Genomic DNA, 15,024 nt, shown 5'->3' on the forward strand with positions numbered 1-15,024 from the left:
CCTCCAGAAGTCCACATCGGTCGCCCCAAACTACCCGTCCCGGCTGCCACTCCGCTGTGCGGCCGCGGAGTGGACGCGCATCCGTGACCTGCGCGCCTGCGTCCGTCACCTGGGGGAAACCCGCCCGTCTCAGGGGAGCATCCAAGCGAGCACCGGTGAACTCTGTCCCACCACGATCAGGCACATGATCAGCAGCAGCCCGGCGCTCCAGGGCAGCACCTTGCGCAGCAGGTCGCCCTCGCGGCCCGCGAGTCCGACCGCCGCGCACGCGATGGTCAGGTTCTGCGGCGAGATCATCTTGCCGAGCACGCCGCCCGAACTGTTGGCGGCGGCGAGCAGTTCGGGAGACAGTCCCGACTCGCGGGCCGCGCTCACCTGGAGTGCACCGAAAAGGGCGTTCGCCGAGGTGTCGGAGCCGGAGACAGCCACCCCGAACCAGCCCAGAACGGGTGACAGGAAGGCGAGCCCGCCGCCGGCCGCCGCCACGAAGTGGCCGATCGTGGCGGCCTGCCCGGAGAGGTTCATGACGTAGGCGAGGGCCAGTACGGACGTCACGGTGAGGATGGCGAACCTCAACTCGTGGACCGTCGCCGCCCATTCCCTGACGGCCACGCGCGCGTGCACCCCGAGTACGGCGGCCGTGCACAGCCCGGCGAGCAGCACGAGGGTGCCGCCGGTCGACACGATCGGCCAGATGAAGACGTTCCCGCCGACCGGCTTCCCGTCCGGGTTGACGACGTCCAGGAAGGGCCAGTCGTACGTCCGGGTCGCCTGGGCCAGCCAGTCCTTCACAGCCGGGATCTGCGCTATCGAGAAGATGGCGACGATCAGCGCGTAGGGGGCGTAGGCCCGCACGACTTCGCCGCGCGGGTCCTCCTCGTCCAGGTCCTCGCTGCGTACGCCGGTCAGGACCGCCGCTCGTACGGACTCGGTGGCGGGCACGCGTGCGTGCGGTACGGCGACCAGGGCGGCCGCGCCCGCCAAGGAGGCGCCGATGTCCGCGAGTTGCGCGGAGACGTAGTTCGAGGCGGCGAACTGGGCGGCGGCGAAGGCGACTCCGCACGCCAGGGCGGGCACCCAGGTCTCGCGCAGCCCGCGTCGGCCGTCGACCAGACCGACCAGCAGCAGGGGCACGACGAGGGCCAGCAGCGGGGTCTGACGGCCCACTACGGAGGCGACGGAATCCAGTGGCAGGCCGGTGACTTGGGCGAGCGTCACGACCGGTGTGCCCATCGCGCCGAACGCGACCGGCGCGGTGTTGGCGACGAGCGCGACCACCGCCGCGCGCACCGGGTCGAAGCCGAGCGCGACCAGCATCACCGAGCAGATCGCGACGGGCGCGCCGAAGCCCGCGAGGGCTTCCAGGAGCGCGCCGAAGCAGAAGGCGACCACGAGCGCCTGGATGCGTGGGTCGTCGGACAGCCGGCCGAACGAGCGGCGCAGGATGTCGAAGTGCCGGGTGCGGACGGTCATCCGGTACACCCACAGGGCGTTGACGACGATCCACAGGATGGGGAAGAGGCCGAAAACGGCGCCCTGGGCGGCGCTGGAGAGCGTCTGGCCGACCGGCATGCCGTACGCGAGCCAGGCGACCAGAGAGGCCGCCAGAAGGCCGATGAGCCCGGCCCGGTGCGCCTTCATGCGAACGCCGCCGAGCAGGGCCAGTACGACGACCAGGGGCAGGACGGCGACGAGGGCGGACAGGCCGAGCGAGTCGGCGACGGGTTCCAGTTCCTGGACGTACACGGGCGCCTCCCCGGATTCCGTGATGCGGAAAGCGATTTCTCACGGCAAACGGAATAGTCGTGTCCGCGACAACTTCACGTCAATGGGTGTGCGTCAGCCAGTGAGATCGGGCGTACGGGGCAGGCGCGCGCGGGGACGGGGGGCGCACGGAGAAGGGGTGCACGCCGGGACGGTGAACGCTCGGAGGGAAGAGGCGCACGCAAGGAAGAGGGGCGTGCGGAAACGGCGTACGGAGAAGTGGGGGGCGCTCAGTTGTCCGGTGAGCGCAGCACCCGCAGGTGGCCGCGGCGCGCGACCTCCATCGGGTCCGCCGAGCGCGCGCTCGCGCCGCCACCGGCCTCCGCGGCGCGCCGCTGCGGACGTGCCGCCTCGCGCACCGCGTTGGCAAGCGCTTCCAGATCGTCACCACTGGGACGCGAGGGACCGGAGGAGTCGGCGAGCCGGACGACCTCCCAGCCGCGCGGCGCGGTGAGGCGCTCGGAGTGCTCGGCGCACAGGTCGTAGCAGTGGGGTTCGGCGTAGGTGGCGAGCGGGCCGAGGACCGCGGTCGAGTCGGCGTAGACGTACGTCAGCGTCGCGACGGCGGGGCGGCCGCAAGCGGTTCGCGAACAGCGACGTACAGGGCTCACGACGTTGGACGGTACCGCACTCTTGAGCGGGCCGCGACGACTCTCCCCCAGGTCACCCCACCGTGTCGTGCTGTGAGACGGCCCACACGCGCCTCCGCACATCCCGCCCTGACCTGGGGCGACATCACGTGGCGGGATGCCGAACAGACCTGAATCCGGTCACCACTTGGCGCAAACCATGTCAATTGCCATGTGAGCGACGGTCTTGGAGGGACACGGAATCGAGCCCAACCTTGGCCGGAATGGTCATCGAGCGACATCCGGCATGATCACCGGACTTGGCACCCCGGTCCACCCACGGTCTGCCCACCGTCCGCGGGCAGCCGCGTGGGGGTCGGGCACACGGGCCTTCCTGGGACTACGCTTCGCCAGTGATGGACAACCCCGTACCGCCCCGCGCCGCCGCACCCGGGCCCCGCCGTCGTGACCGCCATGGCAGGGGCATGCGTGGCCCCGTCGCGCCACCCCAGGTGCCGCTCGCCGCGAGCCGCGCCGAGGTGTTCGCGGACCTGGTGCAGGACTCCGTGGAGCGGCTGGAGCGGCGCTGGCCGCAGCTCGCCGACATCGACTTCCTGGTCCTCGAAGTGCCCCGCCTGGAAGGCTCCGGCGAGGGCTGGAGCGACGAGGCGGTGCCTCTGGGCGGCACGATTGCGGCGCACGAGGGCCGCCCCGCGCGCGTGGTCGTCTACCGCCGCCCGGTCGAGATCCGCACCAAGGGCCGCGACGAGCGCGCCGCCCTGGTGCACGAGGTCGTCGTGGAGCAGGTCGCGGAGCTGCTGGGGCTGACACCGGAGACGGTGGATCCGCGGTACGGCGAGGACTGACACCCGTACGGGGCGAACTGACACCCGTACGAGTACACGGCACTCGCGTACGTCCACACGGCACGCACGCGTGCGGGGCGAAAACTCTTGGCAGCACCCGCACCCGCACCCGCGCGTGGAGCCCGTTTTCTCCGGCCGGCCCTACTTCAGCAGCACCGAGAGATCCTGATCGGCCACCGGTACCGCGACCGTTCCGCGGTCGTCCGGGAGGGTCTGAACCGTGAAGCCGGGGACGCCCTCCTCGGTGGCGGCGAGCATCCGGGAGGCGTAGACGGGACCTCCGGAGACCGGTTCGACCGTGAGCGCGTACGTCCCCTTGAGGCCGGCCGGGACCGGTGCCTCGACGTTCTGGGTCGTGCCGGCCTTGATCGTGAACGTCTTCGTCACGGCTGTACCACCCTCGCTGCCCGCGGACGCGGTGACCTTGACCTGGGCGGCGCGGCCGGGGGCGGCCAGGGCGAGCGTGGAGCCCTTGGAGCTGTTGTCCGCGACCGTCGCGCGCGTGCCGACCTGGCTGGTGGCGGGGATGAAAGCTGTCTCCTGCTTGGCGCCCGTGCCGCGCACGACCCGCACGGCGGCTACGACCGGAACCGACGTGCCGGTCGGCGTCAGCACCAGGGAACCCGCTTCGCCCCGTGTGACGTCACCGAGGTCGATCGCGGCGGTCATGCCGGCCTTCACGTGCAGCGTCTCGTTCCCCGCGGGCGTGATCAGCCCCGAAGGGGTGGCGAGGCGCACCTTCAGGTCGGCGTCGGCGTCGCCGGGCACGAAGGCGACCAGGCGCACAGAGGTGGCGTCCTTGGGAATGCCCGGCAGGACGAGGCTGCCCGCGGGGTCGGTGGAGGCGGCCAGCCAGTCGCCGCCGAGCTTGTCGTCCAGGGCCTGCACGGTGGCTCCGACGCGGCCGCTGCGGACCGTCACATGCACGGTGAGGTTGGTCTGCGCGTCGTCGGTGAGCGTGTTCAGCAGGATCGGCTCGCTGGCGTGGGGCTGGACCGTGATCCCGTCGCCCACCGTGGACTTGAGGGCACCGTCCTTGCCGTACAGCTCGATGTCGACGACGGCGGCCGAGTCGTCGGGGTTGGTCAGGTGCATGTAGTCGGTGCGGTCGGCGGCAGTGCTGGCGCCTGGGAACCAGAACTCGGTGTCCGGGGCGGTGCAGTTGGTGCCGAGCAGACCGCGCCCGGTGCCCGCGGCGACCTCGGTGGTCTCCTGGACGGTCCAGCCCGGCGCGAACCTGCCCTCGGCGGTGCCGACGAGGGAGGGCGCCTCGGCGCCCGAGCTGTCGCCGGTGGCCGGTTTGCCGGGCTCCTTGGGTGTCACCACCGGCTTGCCGGCACTCTTGCCGCTCTTCTTGCCGCCGGCCGCGCCCGCCGACTCCTCGGTAGCCGACTGGAGTTCGGCCTTGCCGCTGTCACCGGTGCCCTTCGAGACGGGCGTGAAGGACGTGTACGCGGTCTCGGCGATGTCGGAGGTGCTGGGCTGCGGGCAGAGCAGGCTGGTGCGCTCCACGGGCAGTTGGGCGGCCGTCCTGGCGGTGCTCGCGTCGCCGGAGGCGGCCGGTGCGCTGAGCGCGGCGAATCCGGTGACGGCGGCGAGCGCTGTCGCGCCGGCGATCAGGGACAGGGTGGTGCGGTTCACTGCTGGCTCCCGTCGGGGCGCTCACTGTCGGTGCCGTGCGGCGGCTGCGCGGGCATCGGGGGCTGCGCCGGGTCGTAGCCCTGGCCCGCCGCGTCGTAGCCCTGGCCGCCGTACGTCTGGTCGTACGACGTCGTGCCCCCGTAGGCGTACGGGTCGTACTGGCCGCTCTGGTAGGGGTCCGCCTGGTACGGCTGCTCGTAGGTGCCCGCCGCGTACTGCTGTTGGCCCTGGTACTGCTCGCCGCCGTAGGTGCCGTAGTCGGCGCCCGCGTAGCTCGGTGCGTCCCACTCGCCATACGCCTGCTGTTGCGGAACGGCGGCCGGGAACTCCTCCTCCGGAGGAGGAAGGGTGTCTGCGTTTTCGGCGTCTTCGGCGTTTCCGGCGTCCTCGGCGGCCTGCTCGGCCTCCGCCTCGGCCTGGGCGCGCAGACGGCGGGCGCGCCGGCCCTCGCCCGTGACGTCCTGGGCGGGGACGGCCTGCTCCTCGGGGAGGTCGTCGTCGACGTCCCGGCGCCGCCCGGGCAGGGCGAGCACCACGAGGACGACGGCGAGCGCACCCTGCGCCCACAGCCAGGCGGTGTGGCTCACCGGAGCGTCGAAGGTGACGTCCAACGTGCCGCCAGTGGTGGGCAGTTCGAAGCCCTGCGCCCAGCCGTCGACCGTGGTGCGGGTGAGCGGCTTTCCGTCCAGGGTCGCCGTCCAGCCCTCGTTGGCCGTGTCGGCGAGGCGCAGGACGCGGCCGTCGGCTCCGGCGGGGATGGTCGTGTGCAGTTCGACGGGTCCGGCCGCGATGGACGTCGCGTCGCCGGACTTGGGGACGATCGCGGCGCGCGAGACCTGCCGGTCGACGCGCCACAGGGCGCTGCCGTCCTGCTGGCTGAGCCGGGTCAGGCCCGGTGTGGCGTCCAGGACGCGGCTCATCTCGCGAGGCGCGCCCTTGCGGACGAGGACATAGCGCACGGCGAAGCCGCCGAGTTCGTCGGCCTGGTCGGCGCCGGAGCCGGCCACGAGGTTGGCGACGACCTTGTCGAGCTTCTTGTTCGCGCCGTCCGCCGCCGCGAGTTCGGCGTCGCCGAGGCGGGCGCCGGAGCCGCGCACGAGGGTGTAGCCGACCTTGGCGGCCGAGCGGCTGTCGAGGACGAGGGTGCGGGCCTGGTCGCGCGTGCCGCTCTCCTCGGCGACGAACGCGGGCACCTGCACCGGGTCGCGGCGCTCCACGGGCCCGTCGGCGCCCCCGATGATCCACCCGGCGGCGACGAGCAGCGGCCCCGCCGCGCAGGCGAAGGCGATGAGCGCGGCCACCGGCTGGCGCCAGCCGAAGCTCTGCTCGGCCACGCGCGCGCGTGCCCCGTCGGCGCCGAGCGCGGCGGCGGCAAGGAGCGCGAGGCCGTAGACGAGGGTCGCGGGCCCGGCCCAGGTGGAGCTGTTGGACAGGACGGCGAAGACGAGCGCGACCAGGGCGGCAGCCCAGGCGACCCACACCGACTGCTGTCGCCCGCCGCGCAGCAGGGCGGCCAGCGCGGCCAGCACGATGCCGAACAGCATCAGCCCGCTGACGGTCCCGGGGCCGCCGGGGCTGGCGCCGAGCAGGTCGAGCGCGGAGGCCGCGCTGTCGCCGTACTCCAGACCGGCTTCCTTGAAGAAGCCGAACGGGAGCAGCGTCAGCGACCAGGGGGCGAGGATCAGCAGCGGGGTGCCGAGCTGGGCCAGGAAACGCAGCCCGTAGGCGACGATCTCGTTCCTGCGCACTACGAGGAGCGCGATGCCAAGGACCAGCGCGATGGGCCACACGATCGGCGTGAACGCCGTGGTGAACGTCAGCAGCAGGGCGTAAGCCCAGGTGGCGCGCCAGCTGCCGCGTGCCCCGGAGGAGTGCGTCAGCCCGCTCGCGGCCATGCCCGCGCGCGCGATGAGCGGCAGCAGGATCGCGAGGACGGCGGTGCCGATACGGCCGCCCGCGAGCGCGCCGGTGGCGGCGGGCAGGAAGGCGTACACCACGGCCGCCCAGGCGCGCAGCAGGCGCGACTCGACGAGGGGGCGCGAGGCGAAGTACGCGGCGAAGCCGGCGAGCGGTACGGAGGCCACCAGGAGCACGGTGACCGCGAGCCCGGTGGAGCCGAGGAGCAGCGAGGACAGCAGCGCGACGAGCGCGAGGTAGGGCGGCGCGGACTGGGTGCCGCCCGCGCCCACCGGATGCCAGCCGTCGAGGTAGCGCGACCACAGCTCGGAGGAGTCCGCGGGCGCGGGCAGCAGCGCCCCGCCCGCGAGCGCCCCGCTGCCGAGCAGTTGGCGGCAGGCCAGGAGCGAGACGAACAGCAGCACCAGGAAGAGCATCGGACCGGGGTTGCGGGCGACCCGCTTGAGCCGCGCGAACTGCTCGATCTCCAGGAAGTCGGCGTCGTCGCCGCCCGGTCCGGACTCGACCGCGCTGCCGTGCCGTCCGGCACCGGTCGTGGCCTCGGGGTCGGAGCTGCCCCCGAAGTTGCTCGCGACCTGTTCGACCGTGGCCCGCACGGTCGCGCCGGGCGGCGGGAACAGCGCCCGCAGCTCACCCTTGTCGACCTGGGGCCGGCCGCGCCTGCGGCGGCCCGCGATGATCCGCTCCGGGCGCAGCAGGGTGCCCAGGAGACCGCGGATCTCGTCGACCGCCTGTCCGGGGACCTTGCCGACGAGATACGCGACCGTGCGCAGCAGGGTGCCGAGGACCAGGCGGATCAGGATCCAGGGCAGCTGCGCGGTACGGGCGTTGACGAGGAGGGTGTAGACGGCGCCCGCCTTGTCGACCTTGTGCGGGGACGCGGAGGTGCGGCCCACGCAGTCGACGGTGCGGCGCTCGCGGGAGGCCGCCTCGGCGTGCCGTACGACCGCTTCGGGGGCGACGAGGACGCGGTGGCCCGCGGTCTGGGCGCGCCAGCACAGGTCGACGTCGTCGCGCATCAGCGGCAGTCGGCGGTCGAAGCCGCCGAGTTCCTCGAAGACATCGCGCCGGATCAGCATTCCGGCGGTGGAGACGGACAGCACGGGGTGGACGTGGTCGTGCTGGCCCTGGTCCTGTTCGCGGCGGTCCAGACCCGTCCAGCGGCGGCCGGAGTTGGCGATGGTGACGCCGACTTCGAGCAGCTGCCGGCGGTCGTACCAGCCGCGGAGCTTGGGGCCTACGACGGCGACTTCCTGGCCGAGCTCCCGCTCGTTCTCCACGACCCGCAGCATCTGTGCCAGGGCGTCCGGCTCGGGGGCACTGTCGTCGTGCAACAGCCACAGCCACTGCTCGGGCTCGCCGTGCGGGAGGTCCGGCATGTCGTACGCGTCGTCGCGCCACGTGCGCGTGACGGGGTCCCAGCCGCTGGGGCGCTTCAGGTAGGGCAGGTCGTCCGGGGTGAGCACACTGGCGCTGCGCGTGGCCTCTTCGACGGCCTGGCCGAAGCCGGTGCGGCGGGCGAGATGCAGCACGCGGTCGGCGCCGAGGGCGTCGGTGAGCAGCTGGGCGGAGTCGTCCGCGCTGCCGGTGTCGGCCGCCACCGCGTTCTGCACGGGGCGCTCCTGGCCGAGCAGCCCGGCGAGCGCCTCGGGCAGCCAGCGGGCGCCGTCGTGGGAGACGAGCACCGCGGTCACCACGTGGCGCGGGAACTCAGGGGTGGCGGCGGCGTCTTGATGGGCTGCCGAATGGCTGTGCACGGACATCGAGGTACGGGCCCCGGTTCGATGGACTGCGGTGGACGTCTGTGTCCGGCGGGGACAGCGGGACGTCTCGGACGAGGGCCCACACTAACGGCTGGGCAAGACGGCGGCCCGCCGCCTGTGGATAACCCACCTGCGACGGGCCGTTCGTTACGTAGGAGTGTGTGCCGTTTGGTCGGCGGCACACACACGCGCGCGTACGACAGTTCTCCATACCGCTTTGTGCCGCTCCGTGCCGCCCTGTACCGCTCTTTCAGACGGCTGCCTTCTTCAGGCGACGCCTCTCACGCTCGGACAGACCACCCCAGATGCCGAACCGCTCGTCGTTGGCGAGCGCGTATTCGAGGCACTCGGAGCGGACCTCACAGGCGAGGCAGACCTTCTTGGCCTCGCGGGTGGATCCGCCCTTCTCGGGGAAGAAGGACTCGGGGTCGGTCTGGGCGCACAGCGCGCGCTCCTGCCAGCCGAGTTCCTCGTCCGCGTCGTCGACCAGCAGTTGCTGCACCAGCTCGGTCATGTGCGCCCCTCGTCTGTCTTTCGCGTCCCCGTGATGCTGCCGTTACCGATTTCGGCTGAACGACACGAGTGAAATTACAAGTGTGCCGATCCGGGCCAGTCAAGCCGAGATCTGCTATTGGGTCCCTTATTCACTCTGCGGAACCAAGGTTATGCGGAAAGTGTTCAAATCGGCATAAACCCTGACAGCCCAAGGGGTCCCGGTCGGACGCCCGGCCCCTTCACAGGGGAGGACGTCCAGGAGTTCGATCTCGTTCCGACGCGAACCCTGAAGCGAACCGGATCACATTTCGATCACGGGGTCGCAGTGAGGTTTGTGCGCCCGGTTGTGCGCCATGTGTCCGGGGCGGCTCCTGAACAAACCTTTCGCCTGCCAGATGAACCGGATGAGGTGAAACATCTCCCACATAGCGGACATGAAGTTGACAGTGGGAGTGTGAACCGGGGACCTTATGGGCATGCTCGCGAACTTGGCACTCACCTCGACCCGCACCGCCGGGTCCCACGGTGCTGCCCGCGCTCGCTGTAGCTGTTGTTGCTGTTCCAGCTGTTGAGCCTCACCGCGCTCCGGCTGCCTCGCCGCCACTGAGGCGAATCCCCGCCCCCTTCCGGGGCGAACGCCCACACCAGGGCAACCCTCCCGTTCGTAACCCGGACGGAAATGGTCCGCGACACCCCAGCACTCTCCCGCCGAGGAACCACCGCACCCCATGAACAGCGACAACGACCTCCAGATCGCCGGCGACATCCTCGAAGTACCGCACCTGCTCCAGCCGCCGCGCGAGCACCCCGGCACCGTGGCCGAGTTCGTCGGCCTCGCCCGCTCCATCGCCGCCGACCGCTCCCAGTGGGAGCACCTCGTCCAGTACGACGCGACCTCGCGCTGGTACCACCGGCTGCGCACCGGCCCCGGCTACGAGGTGTGGCTGCTCTCCTGGGTGCCCGGGCAGGGCAGCGGGCTGCACGACCACGGCGGCTCCTCCGGCGTACTGACGGTCCTGGACGGCGCGCTGACGGAGCACACGGAGCGCGGCACGCGCGCGTTGAGCGCCGGATCGCAGCGGGTGTTCGCGCCCGGCTACATCCACGAGGTCGTCAACGACTCCCTCGAACCGGCCGTGAGCCTGCACGTCTATTACCCGGGTCTTACCGAGATGCCGATGCACGCCGCGCAGTGCGCCGTCGCCGAGGTCTCGTGACCGCCTGGTCCCGTGACCGCCGGGTCTCGTAACCGCGTGACGCGTTGTCGTACCCGCCTGCAAGACTGAGTCTCATGCGCATTGTGGTTCTGGCAGGCGGTATCGGTGGTGCCCGGTTCCTGCGTGGTCTCCAGCGGGCCGTGCCGGACGCGGACATCACGGTCATCGGCAACACCGGCGACGACATCCACCTCTTCGGGCTGAAGGTCTGCCCGGACCTCGACACGGTGATGTACACGCTCGGCGGCGGCATCAACGAGGAGCAGGGCTGGGGTCGGGCCGAGGAGACCTTCCATCTGAAGGAGGAGCTCGCGGCGTACGGGGTCGGGCCCGAGTGGTTCGGGCTCGGCGACCGCGACTTCGCGACGCACATCGTGCGGACGCAGATGCTGGGCGCGGGCTATCCGCTCAGCGCCGTCACCGAGGCGCTGTGCGACCGGTGGAAGCCGGGAGTCCGGCTCATCCCCATGTCCGACGACCGCGTCGAGACGCATGTCGCCGTCACGCTGCCCGCCGACGACTCCGGCTCCGGCTCCGGCTCCGGCGAGCGCAAGGTCGTCCACTTCCAGGAGTACTGGGTGCGGCTGCGGGCCTCCGTGCCGGCCGAGGCGATCGTGCCGGTCGGCGCCGAGCAGGCCAAGCCCGCGCCCGGGGTGCTCGAAGCCATCGCCGAGGCGGACGTCGTGCTCTTCCCGCCGTCCAACCCCGTCGTGTCCGTCGGCACCATCCTCGCCGTGCCCGGCATCCGCGAGGCCATCGCCGACGCGGGCGTGCCCGTGGTCGGCCTCTCCCCCATCGTCGGGGACGCACCGGTGCGCGGCATGGCCGACAAGGTGCTCGCCGCGGTGGGCGTCGAGTCCACGGCCGCGGCGGTCGCCGAGCACTACGGATCGGGGCTCCTCGACGGCTGGCTCGTCGACACGGTGGACGCTTCCGCCGTGGAGCGTGTGGAGGCAGCCGGAATCCGGTGCCGGGCCGTGCCCCTGATGATGGCCGACCTCGACGCGACGGCGCAGATGGCGCGTGAGGCGCTGGCACTGGCGGAGGAGGTACGGGCGTCTTGAGCGGACAGGATGGTGGTGCCACGGGCTATCGGGTCTGGGCGTTGGACGGGCTTCCTGAGGTTCGTCAGGGTGACGACCTCGCGAAGCTCATCGCCGCGACCGAGCCCGGGCTCGTCGACGGGGACGTACTCCTCGTCACCTCCAAGATCGTGTCCAAGGCGGAGGGGCGGATCGTCGAGGCCGTCGACCGTGAGGCCGCCATCGACGCCGAGACCGTACGGGTCGTGGCGCGGCGCGGAACCCTGCGGATCGTCGAGAACAGGCAGGGGCTCGTCATGGCCGCCGCCGGTGTCGATGCCTCCAACACCCCTGCCGGGACCGTGCTGTTGCTGCCCGATGACCCCGACGCGTCGGCGCGGGCGATTCGGGAAGGCCTGCGGGACACACTCGGGGTCGAGGTCGGTGTCGTGATCACCGACACCTTCGGGCGGCCCTGGCGCACCGGGCTCACCGATGTCGCCATCGGCGCCGCAGGCGTACACGTACTCGACGATCTGCGCGGCGGCACGGACGCGTACGGCAATCCGCTGAGCGCGACCGTCGTCGCCACCGCCGACGAGCTCGCCTCCGCCGGTGACCTGGTCAAAGGCAAGGCCTCCGGGCTGCCCGTCGCCGTCGTGCGCGGGCTGCCCCACGTGGTGGCCGAGGACGACGGCGAGGGGGCGCGGGCGATGGTGCGCGGCGCGCACGACGACATGTTCCGGCTGGGCACCTCGGAAGCCGTACGGGAGGCGGTGACCCAGCGGCGTACCGTACGGGCGTTCACCGACGAGCCCGTCGACCCCGGTGCCGTACGGCGTGCGGTCGCCGCGGCGGTGACCGCTCCGGCGCCGCATCACACCACTCCCTGGCGGTTCGTCCTCCTTGAGTCGCAGGAGTCCCGGACGCGGCTGCTCGACGCCATGCGGGACGCGTGGATCGCGGATCTGCGGGAGGACGGCAAGAGCGAGGAGTCCATCGCCAAACGGGTGCGACGGGGGGACGTGCTGCGCAACGCGCCGTACCTCGTGGTGCCGTGTCTGGTCATGGACGGGTCCCATACGTACGGCGACGTACGCCGGGACGGGGCCGAGCGCGAGATGTTCGTGGTCGCCGCCGGAGCGGGGGTGCAGAACTTCCTGGTCGCGCTCGCCGGAGAGCGGCTCGGGTCCGCGTGGGTGTCGTCGACGATGTTCTGCCGGGATGTCGTACGGGAGGTGCTGGGGCTGCCGGAGGGATGGGATCCGATGGGAGCCGTAGCCGTGGGGCATGCGGCGGAGGCGCCGCGGGCCCGGCCGGAGCGGGACGCTGGGGCGTTCATCGAGGTGCGCTGAGGCGTACGGCGCCTACGGGGCATCCCCAGCGCCTACTCTCGTAAGGCACCCCGAGCATCCCCGGGACCTCCATTGGCGTCCCTGGGACCTCGACCTCCATCAGGACCTCAGTCGTGTAGGACCTCATTCGTGGCTGGACGTTTCGCTCCTCGGCCGACGCGTACGACCGTGCGCGGCGGGCATGTCGTCGTGCCTGGTGGGGTGCCTCGGCAGGCGCCCGTGGCCGGGCGCAGTCGTACGTGGACACCGGCCGGACCGCTCGATCTCGGGCTCGTGCTCGGGCCGCTGCGGCGTGGACCGGGCGATCCGACGTTCCGGGCGACGCCGGACGGGGCCGTGTGGCGGGCCAGCCTTACGCCCGCCGGGCCCGGGACCCTGCGGGTCGTGTTGCGGGACGGGGTGGTTCAGGGCGAGGCGTGGGGGCCGGGGGCCGAGTGGCTGCTCGATCGGCTTCCCGAACTGCTCGGGGCGGCGGACGATCCCGACGCCTTCGAGCCGCGGCACCGGCTGGTCGCTCTCGTGCGGCATCGGCGGCCGGGGCTGCGGCTGACGCGTACCGGGCTCGTGCTGGAGTCGCTGATTCCGTCCGTGCTGGAGCAGAAGGTGACCACGGACGAGGCTTATCGGGCGTGGCGGTTGCTCGTGCGGAAGTTCGGGGAGCCTGCGCCGGGGCCCGCGCCGGAGCGGATGTACGTCATGCCGGCGCCGCGGACGTGGGCGTTGATCCCGTCCTGGGAGTGGCATCGGGCCGGGGTCGACAACAAGAGGGCTTCTACGGTTCTTCGGGCCGTGCGGGTTGCTGCGCGGCTTGAGGAGGCCGTGTCGTTCGATCCTGTGCGGGCTCAGGCTCGGCTTGAGGTGGTGTCCGGGGTGGGGCCCTGGACCTCTGCGGAGGTTGTGCAGCGGAGTCATGGGGCGGCGGATGCGGTGACCGTGGGGGATCTTCATCTTCCCGGCATCGTGGGGTATGCCCTGGCGGATGACCGGGATGCTGATGACTCTGTGATGCTCTCGCTGCTCGAGCCGTATGCGGGGCAGCGGCATCGGGCGGCTCGGCTCATTCTGCTGTCGGGGCGGACGCCGCCGCGGCGTGTGCCGAAGATGCCCCGCGGGGACATTGGGCGGTTGTGATCGCCCCCGCCGCCCCTACCCGTCCCATCCCTGGGGGCTGCGCCCCCAGCCCTCCCTAAAAGATTGCGCAGTTCCCCGCGCCCCTTTTAGGGGCGCGGGGAACAGCCCCCACCCACCCGCACCCGTCGCTACTGGTCCGAGGAGAAGCGGAGTGACGCTGCTGGGATGTGGGCGTCGCACCAGACGCGGACGCCCTCGCGGAGTTCGTTGTCGGGGCCGACGGTCGCGCCGTCGCCGATGACCGTGTTGGTGAGGATGGTGCGTTCGCCGATGTGGGCGCGGACGCCGATGAGGGAGTCGGTGATGACGGCGCCGGGGGCGATCACCGCGCCCGAGAGGATCGTGCTGCCGGTGATGCGGGCGCCCTCGCCGACGCGGGCGCCGTCGCCCACCACCGTGCCGCCGGTGAGTTTGGCGTCGGGAGCGACCGTGGCCGTGGGCAGGATCAGGCGGTCGCCGCAGCGGCCGGGGACGGCCGGGGACGGGGCGCGGCCGAGGACGAGGTCCGCGGAGCCGCGGACGAAGGCCTGCGGGGTACCCAGGTCCAGCCAGTAGGTGGAGTCCACCATGCCCTGGAGGTGCGCTCCGGTGGCCAGCAGCTCGGGGAAGGTCTCGCGTTCGACCGAGACCGGGCGGCCCTCGGGGATCATGTCGATGACCGCGCGGCGGAAGACGTACGCCCCCGCGTTGATCTGGTCGGTGACGATCTCCTCGGGGGTCTGGGGCTTCTCCAGGAAGGCCGTGACGCGGCCGGTGGCATCCGTGGGGACCAGGCCGTACGCGCGCGGGTCCTCGACACGGGTGAGGTGGAGGGAGACGTCCGCGCCGGTCGTCTCATGGGTGCGGACCAGCGCCGGGATGTCCAGGCCCGTGAGGATGTCGCCGTTGAAGATCAGTACGGGGTCGTCGGGGCCCGAGTGGAGCCGGGACGCCACGTTGCGGATGGCGCCGCCCGTGCCGAGGGGCTCTTCCTCGGTGACGTACTCGAGGTGGAGGCCCAGGGAGGAGCCGTCGCCGAAGTACGGCTCGAAGACCTCGGCCAGGTAGGAGGTCGCCAGGACGATGTGCTCGACGCCCGCCGCCCTCGCCCGCGCCAGCTGGTGTGTGAGGAAGGGGACCCCGGCCGCCGGAACCATCGGCTTGGGAGTGTGCACCGTGAGCGGACGCAGCCGGGTGCCTCTGCCGCCGACCAGGAGGATCGCTTCTGTCACCTGTCGTCTCTGCTTCCTGCCGGGACCGGCCGAACTGTGTTTCGGCCGGCCAGTGTATGCAGACTGTTCGATG

General features: G+C 71.8%; 11 protein-coding genes. 5 read left to right on the top strand and 6 right to left on the bottom strand.

The genetic code is table 11. From position 1 onward, the window contains the following. Positions 1 to 129 precede the first annotated feature (129 nt). The gene (locus tag AB5J50_RS20595; RefSeq protein ID WP_369259911.1) at positions 130 to 1,746 is read right to left on the bottom strand and encodes an L-lactate permease; all 1,617 of its coding nucleotides are present in this window, start codon (positions 1,744 to 1,746) and stop codon (positions 130 to 132) included. 248 nt (positions 1,747 to 1,994) lie between these two features. Continuing rightward, entirely contained in the window at positions 1,995 to 2,477 is a 483-nt protein-coding gene (locus AB5J50_RS20600; RefSeq protein ID WP_369259912.1) for a DUF3499 domain-containing protein, read from the bottom strand. 272 nt (positions 2,478 to 2,749) lie between these two features. Between AB5J50_RS20600 and AB5J50_RS20605 the strand changes: the two genes are divergently transcribed. Further along, the gene (locus AB5J50_RS20605; protein ID WP_369259913.1) at positions 2,750 to 3,199 is read left to right on the top strand and encodes a metallopeptidase family protein; all 450 of its coding nucleotides are present in this window, start codon (positions 2,750 to 2,752) and stop codon (positions 3,197 to 3,199) included. Between the two features lie 141 nt (positions 3,200 to 3,340). Here AB5J50_RS20605 and AB5J50_RS20610 read toward each other — a convergent pair whose 3' ends face one another. From AB5J50_RS20610 to AB5J50_RS20620, 3 genes are all read right to left on the bottom strand, one after another. Beyond that, positions 3,341 to 4,840, bottom strand: a complete 1,500-nt coding sequence (locus tag AB5J50_RS20610) for a DUF5719 family protein (RefSeq protein ID WP_369259914.1) — start codon at positions 4,838 to 4,840, stop codon at positions 3,341 to 3,343. After that, positions 4,837 to 8,520 (bottom strand): glycosyltransferase, encoded by a 3,684-nt coding sequence (locus AB5J50_RS20615; protein ID WP_369259915.1) that lies wholly within the window; start codon positions 8,518 to 8,520, stop codon positions 4,837 to 4,839. Before AB5J50_RS20615 ends, AB5J50_RS20610 begins: the two co-directional genes overlap by 4 nt. Positions 8,521 to 8,770: 250 nt before the next feature. After that, positions 8,771 to 9,034: a WhiB family transcriptional regulator gene (locus AB5J50_RS20620; protein ID WP_003975777.1), complete on the bottom strand. Its 264-nt coding sequence runs from the start codon at positions 9,032 to 9,034 to the stop codon at positions 8,771 to 8,773. Between the two features lie 709 nt (positions 9,035 to 9,743). Here AB5J50_RS20620 and AB5J50_RS20625 point away from each other — a divergent pair. The 4 genes from AB5J50_RS20625 to AB5J50_RS20640 all read left to right on the top strand — a co-directional run bounded on the left by AB5J50_RS20625 (position 9,744) and on the right by AB5J50_RS20640 (position 13,740). Continuing rightward, entirely contained in the window at positions 9,744 to 10,232 is a 489-nt protein-coding gene (locus AB5J50_RS20625; RefSeq protein ID WP_369259916.1) for a cysteine dioxygenase family protein, read from the top strand. Between the two features lie 74 nt (positions 10,233 to 10,306). Further along, positions 10,307 to 11,296, top strand: a complete 990-nt coding sequence (gene cofD / locus AB5J50_RS20630) for a 2-phospho-L-lactate transferase (protein WP_369259917.1) — start codon at positions 10,307 to 10,309, stop codon at positions 11,294 to 11,296. Beyond that, positions 11,293 to 12,609: a coenzyme F420-0:L-glutamate ligase gene (locus AB5J50_RS20635; RefSeq protein WP_369259918.1), complete on the top strand. Its 1,317-nt coding sequence runs from the start codon at positions 11,293 to 11,295 to the stop codon at positions 12,607 to 12,609. Before cofD ends, AB5J50_RS20635 begins: the two co-directional genes overlap by 4 nt. Positions 12,610 to 12,738: 129 nt before the next feature. Continuing rightward, positions 12,739 to 13,740, top strand: coding sequence for a DNA-3-methyladenine glycosylase (locus AB5J50_RS20640; protein ID WP_369259919.1), 1,002 nt, complete (start codon positions 12,739 to 12,741; stop codon positions 13,738 to 13,740). 128 nt (positions 13,741 to 13,868) lie between these two features. On the opposite strand, the gene AB5J50_RS20645 is transcribed toward AB5J50_RS20640, so the two are convergent. Next, on the bottom strand, positions 13,869 to 14,951 hold the full coding sequence (locus tag AB5J50_RS20645; RefSeq protein ID WP_369259920.1) for a sugar phosphate nucleotidyltransferase: 1,083 nt from the start codon (positions 14,949 to 14,951) through the stop codon (positions 13,869 to 13,871). Positions 14,952 to 15,024: the final 73 nt, after the last annotated feature.

The organism is Streptomyces sp. R35 (genome assembly GCF_041053035.1).
GTDB classification, from domain to species: Bacteria; Actinomycetota; Actinomycetes; order Streptomycetales; family Streptomycetaceae; genus Streptomyces; species Streptomyces lutosisoli.

Coding starts and splice junctions, on each gene's coding strand:
- AB5J50_RS20600 (WP_369259912.1), bottom strand. CDS start 2,477: ATGTGCGGAGGCGCGTGTGGGCCGTCTCACAGCACGACACGGTGGGGT.
- AB5J50_RS20605 (WP_369259913.1), top strand. CDS start 2,750: ATGGACAACCCCGTACCGCCCCGCGCCGCCGCACCCGGGCCCCGCCGT.
- AB5J50_RS20615 (WP_369259915.1), bottom strand. CDS start 8,520: ATGTCCGTGCACAGCCATTCGGCAGCCCATCAAGACGCCGCCGCCACC.
- AB5J50_RS20620 (WP_003975777.1), bottom strand. CDS start 9,034: ATGACCGAGCTGGTGCAGCAACTGCTGGTCGACGACGCGGACGAGGAA.
- AB5J50_RS20625 (WP_369259916.1), top strand. CDS start 9,744: ATGAACAGCGACAACGACCTCCAGATCGCCGGCGACATCCTCGAAGTA.
- cofD (WP_369259917.1), top strand. CDS start 10,307: ATGCGCATTGTGGTTCTGGCAGGCGGTATCGGTGGTGCCCGGTTCCTG.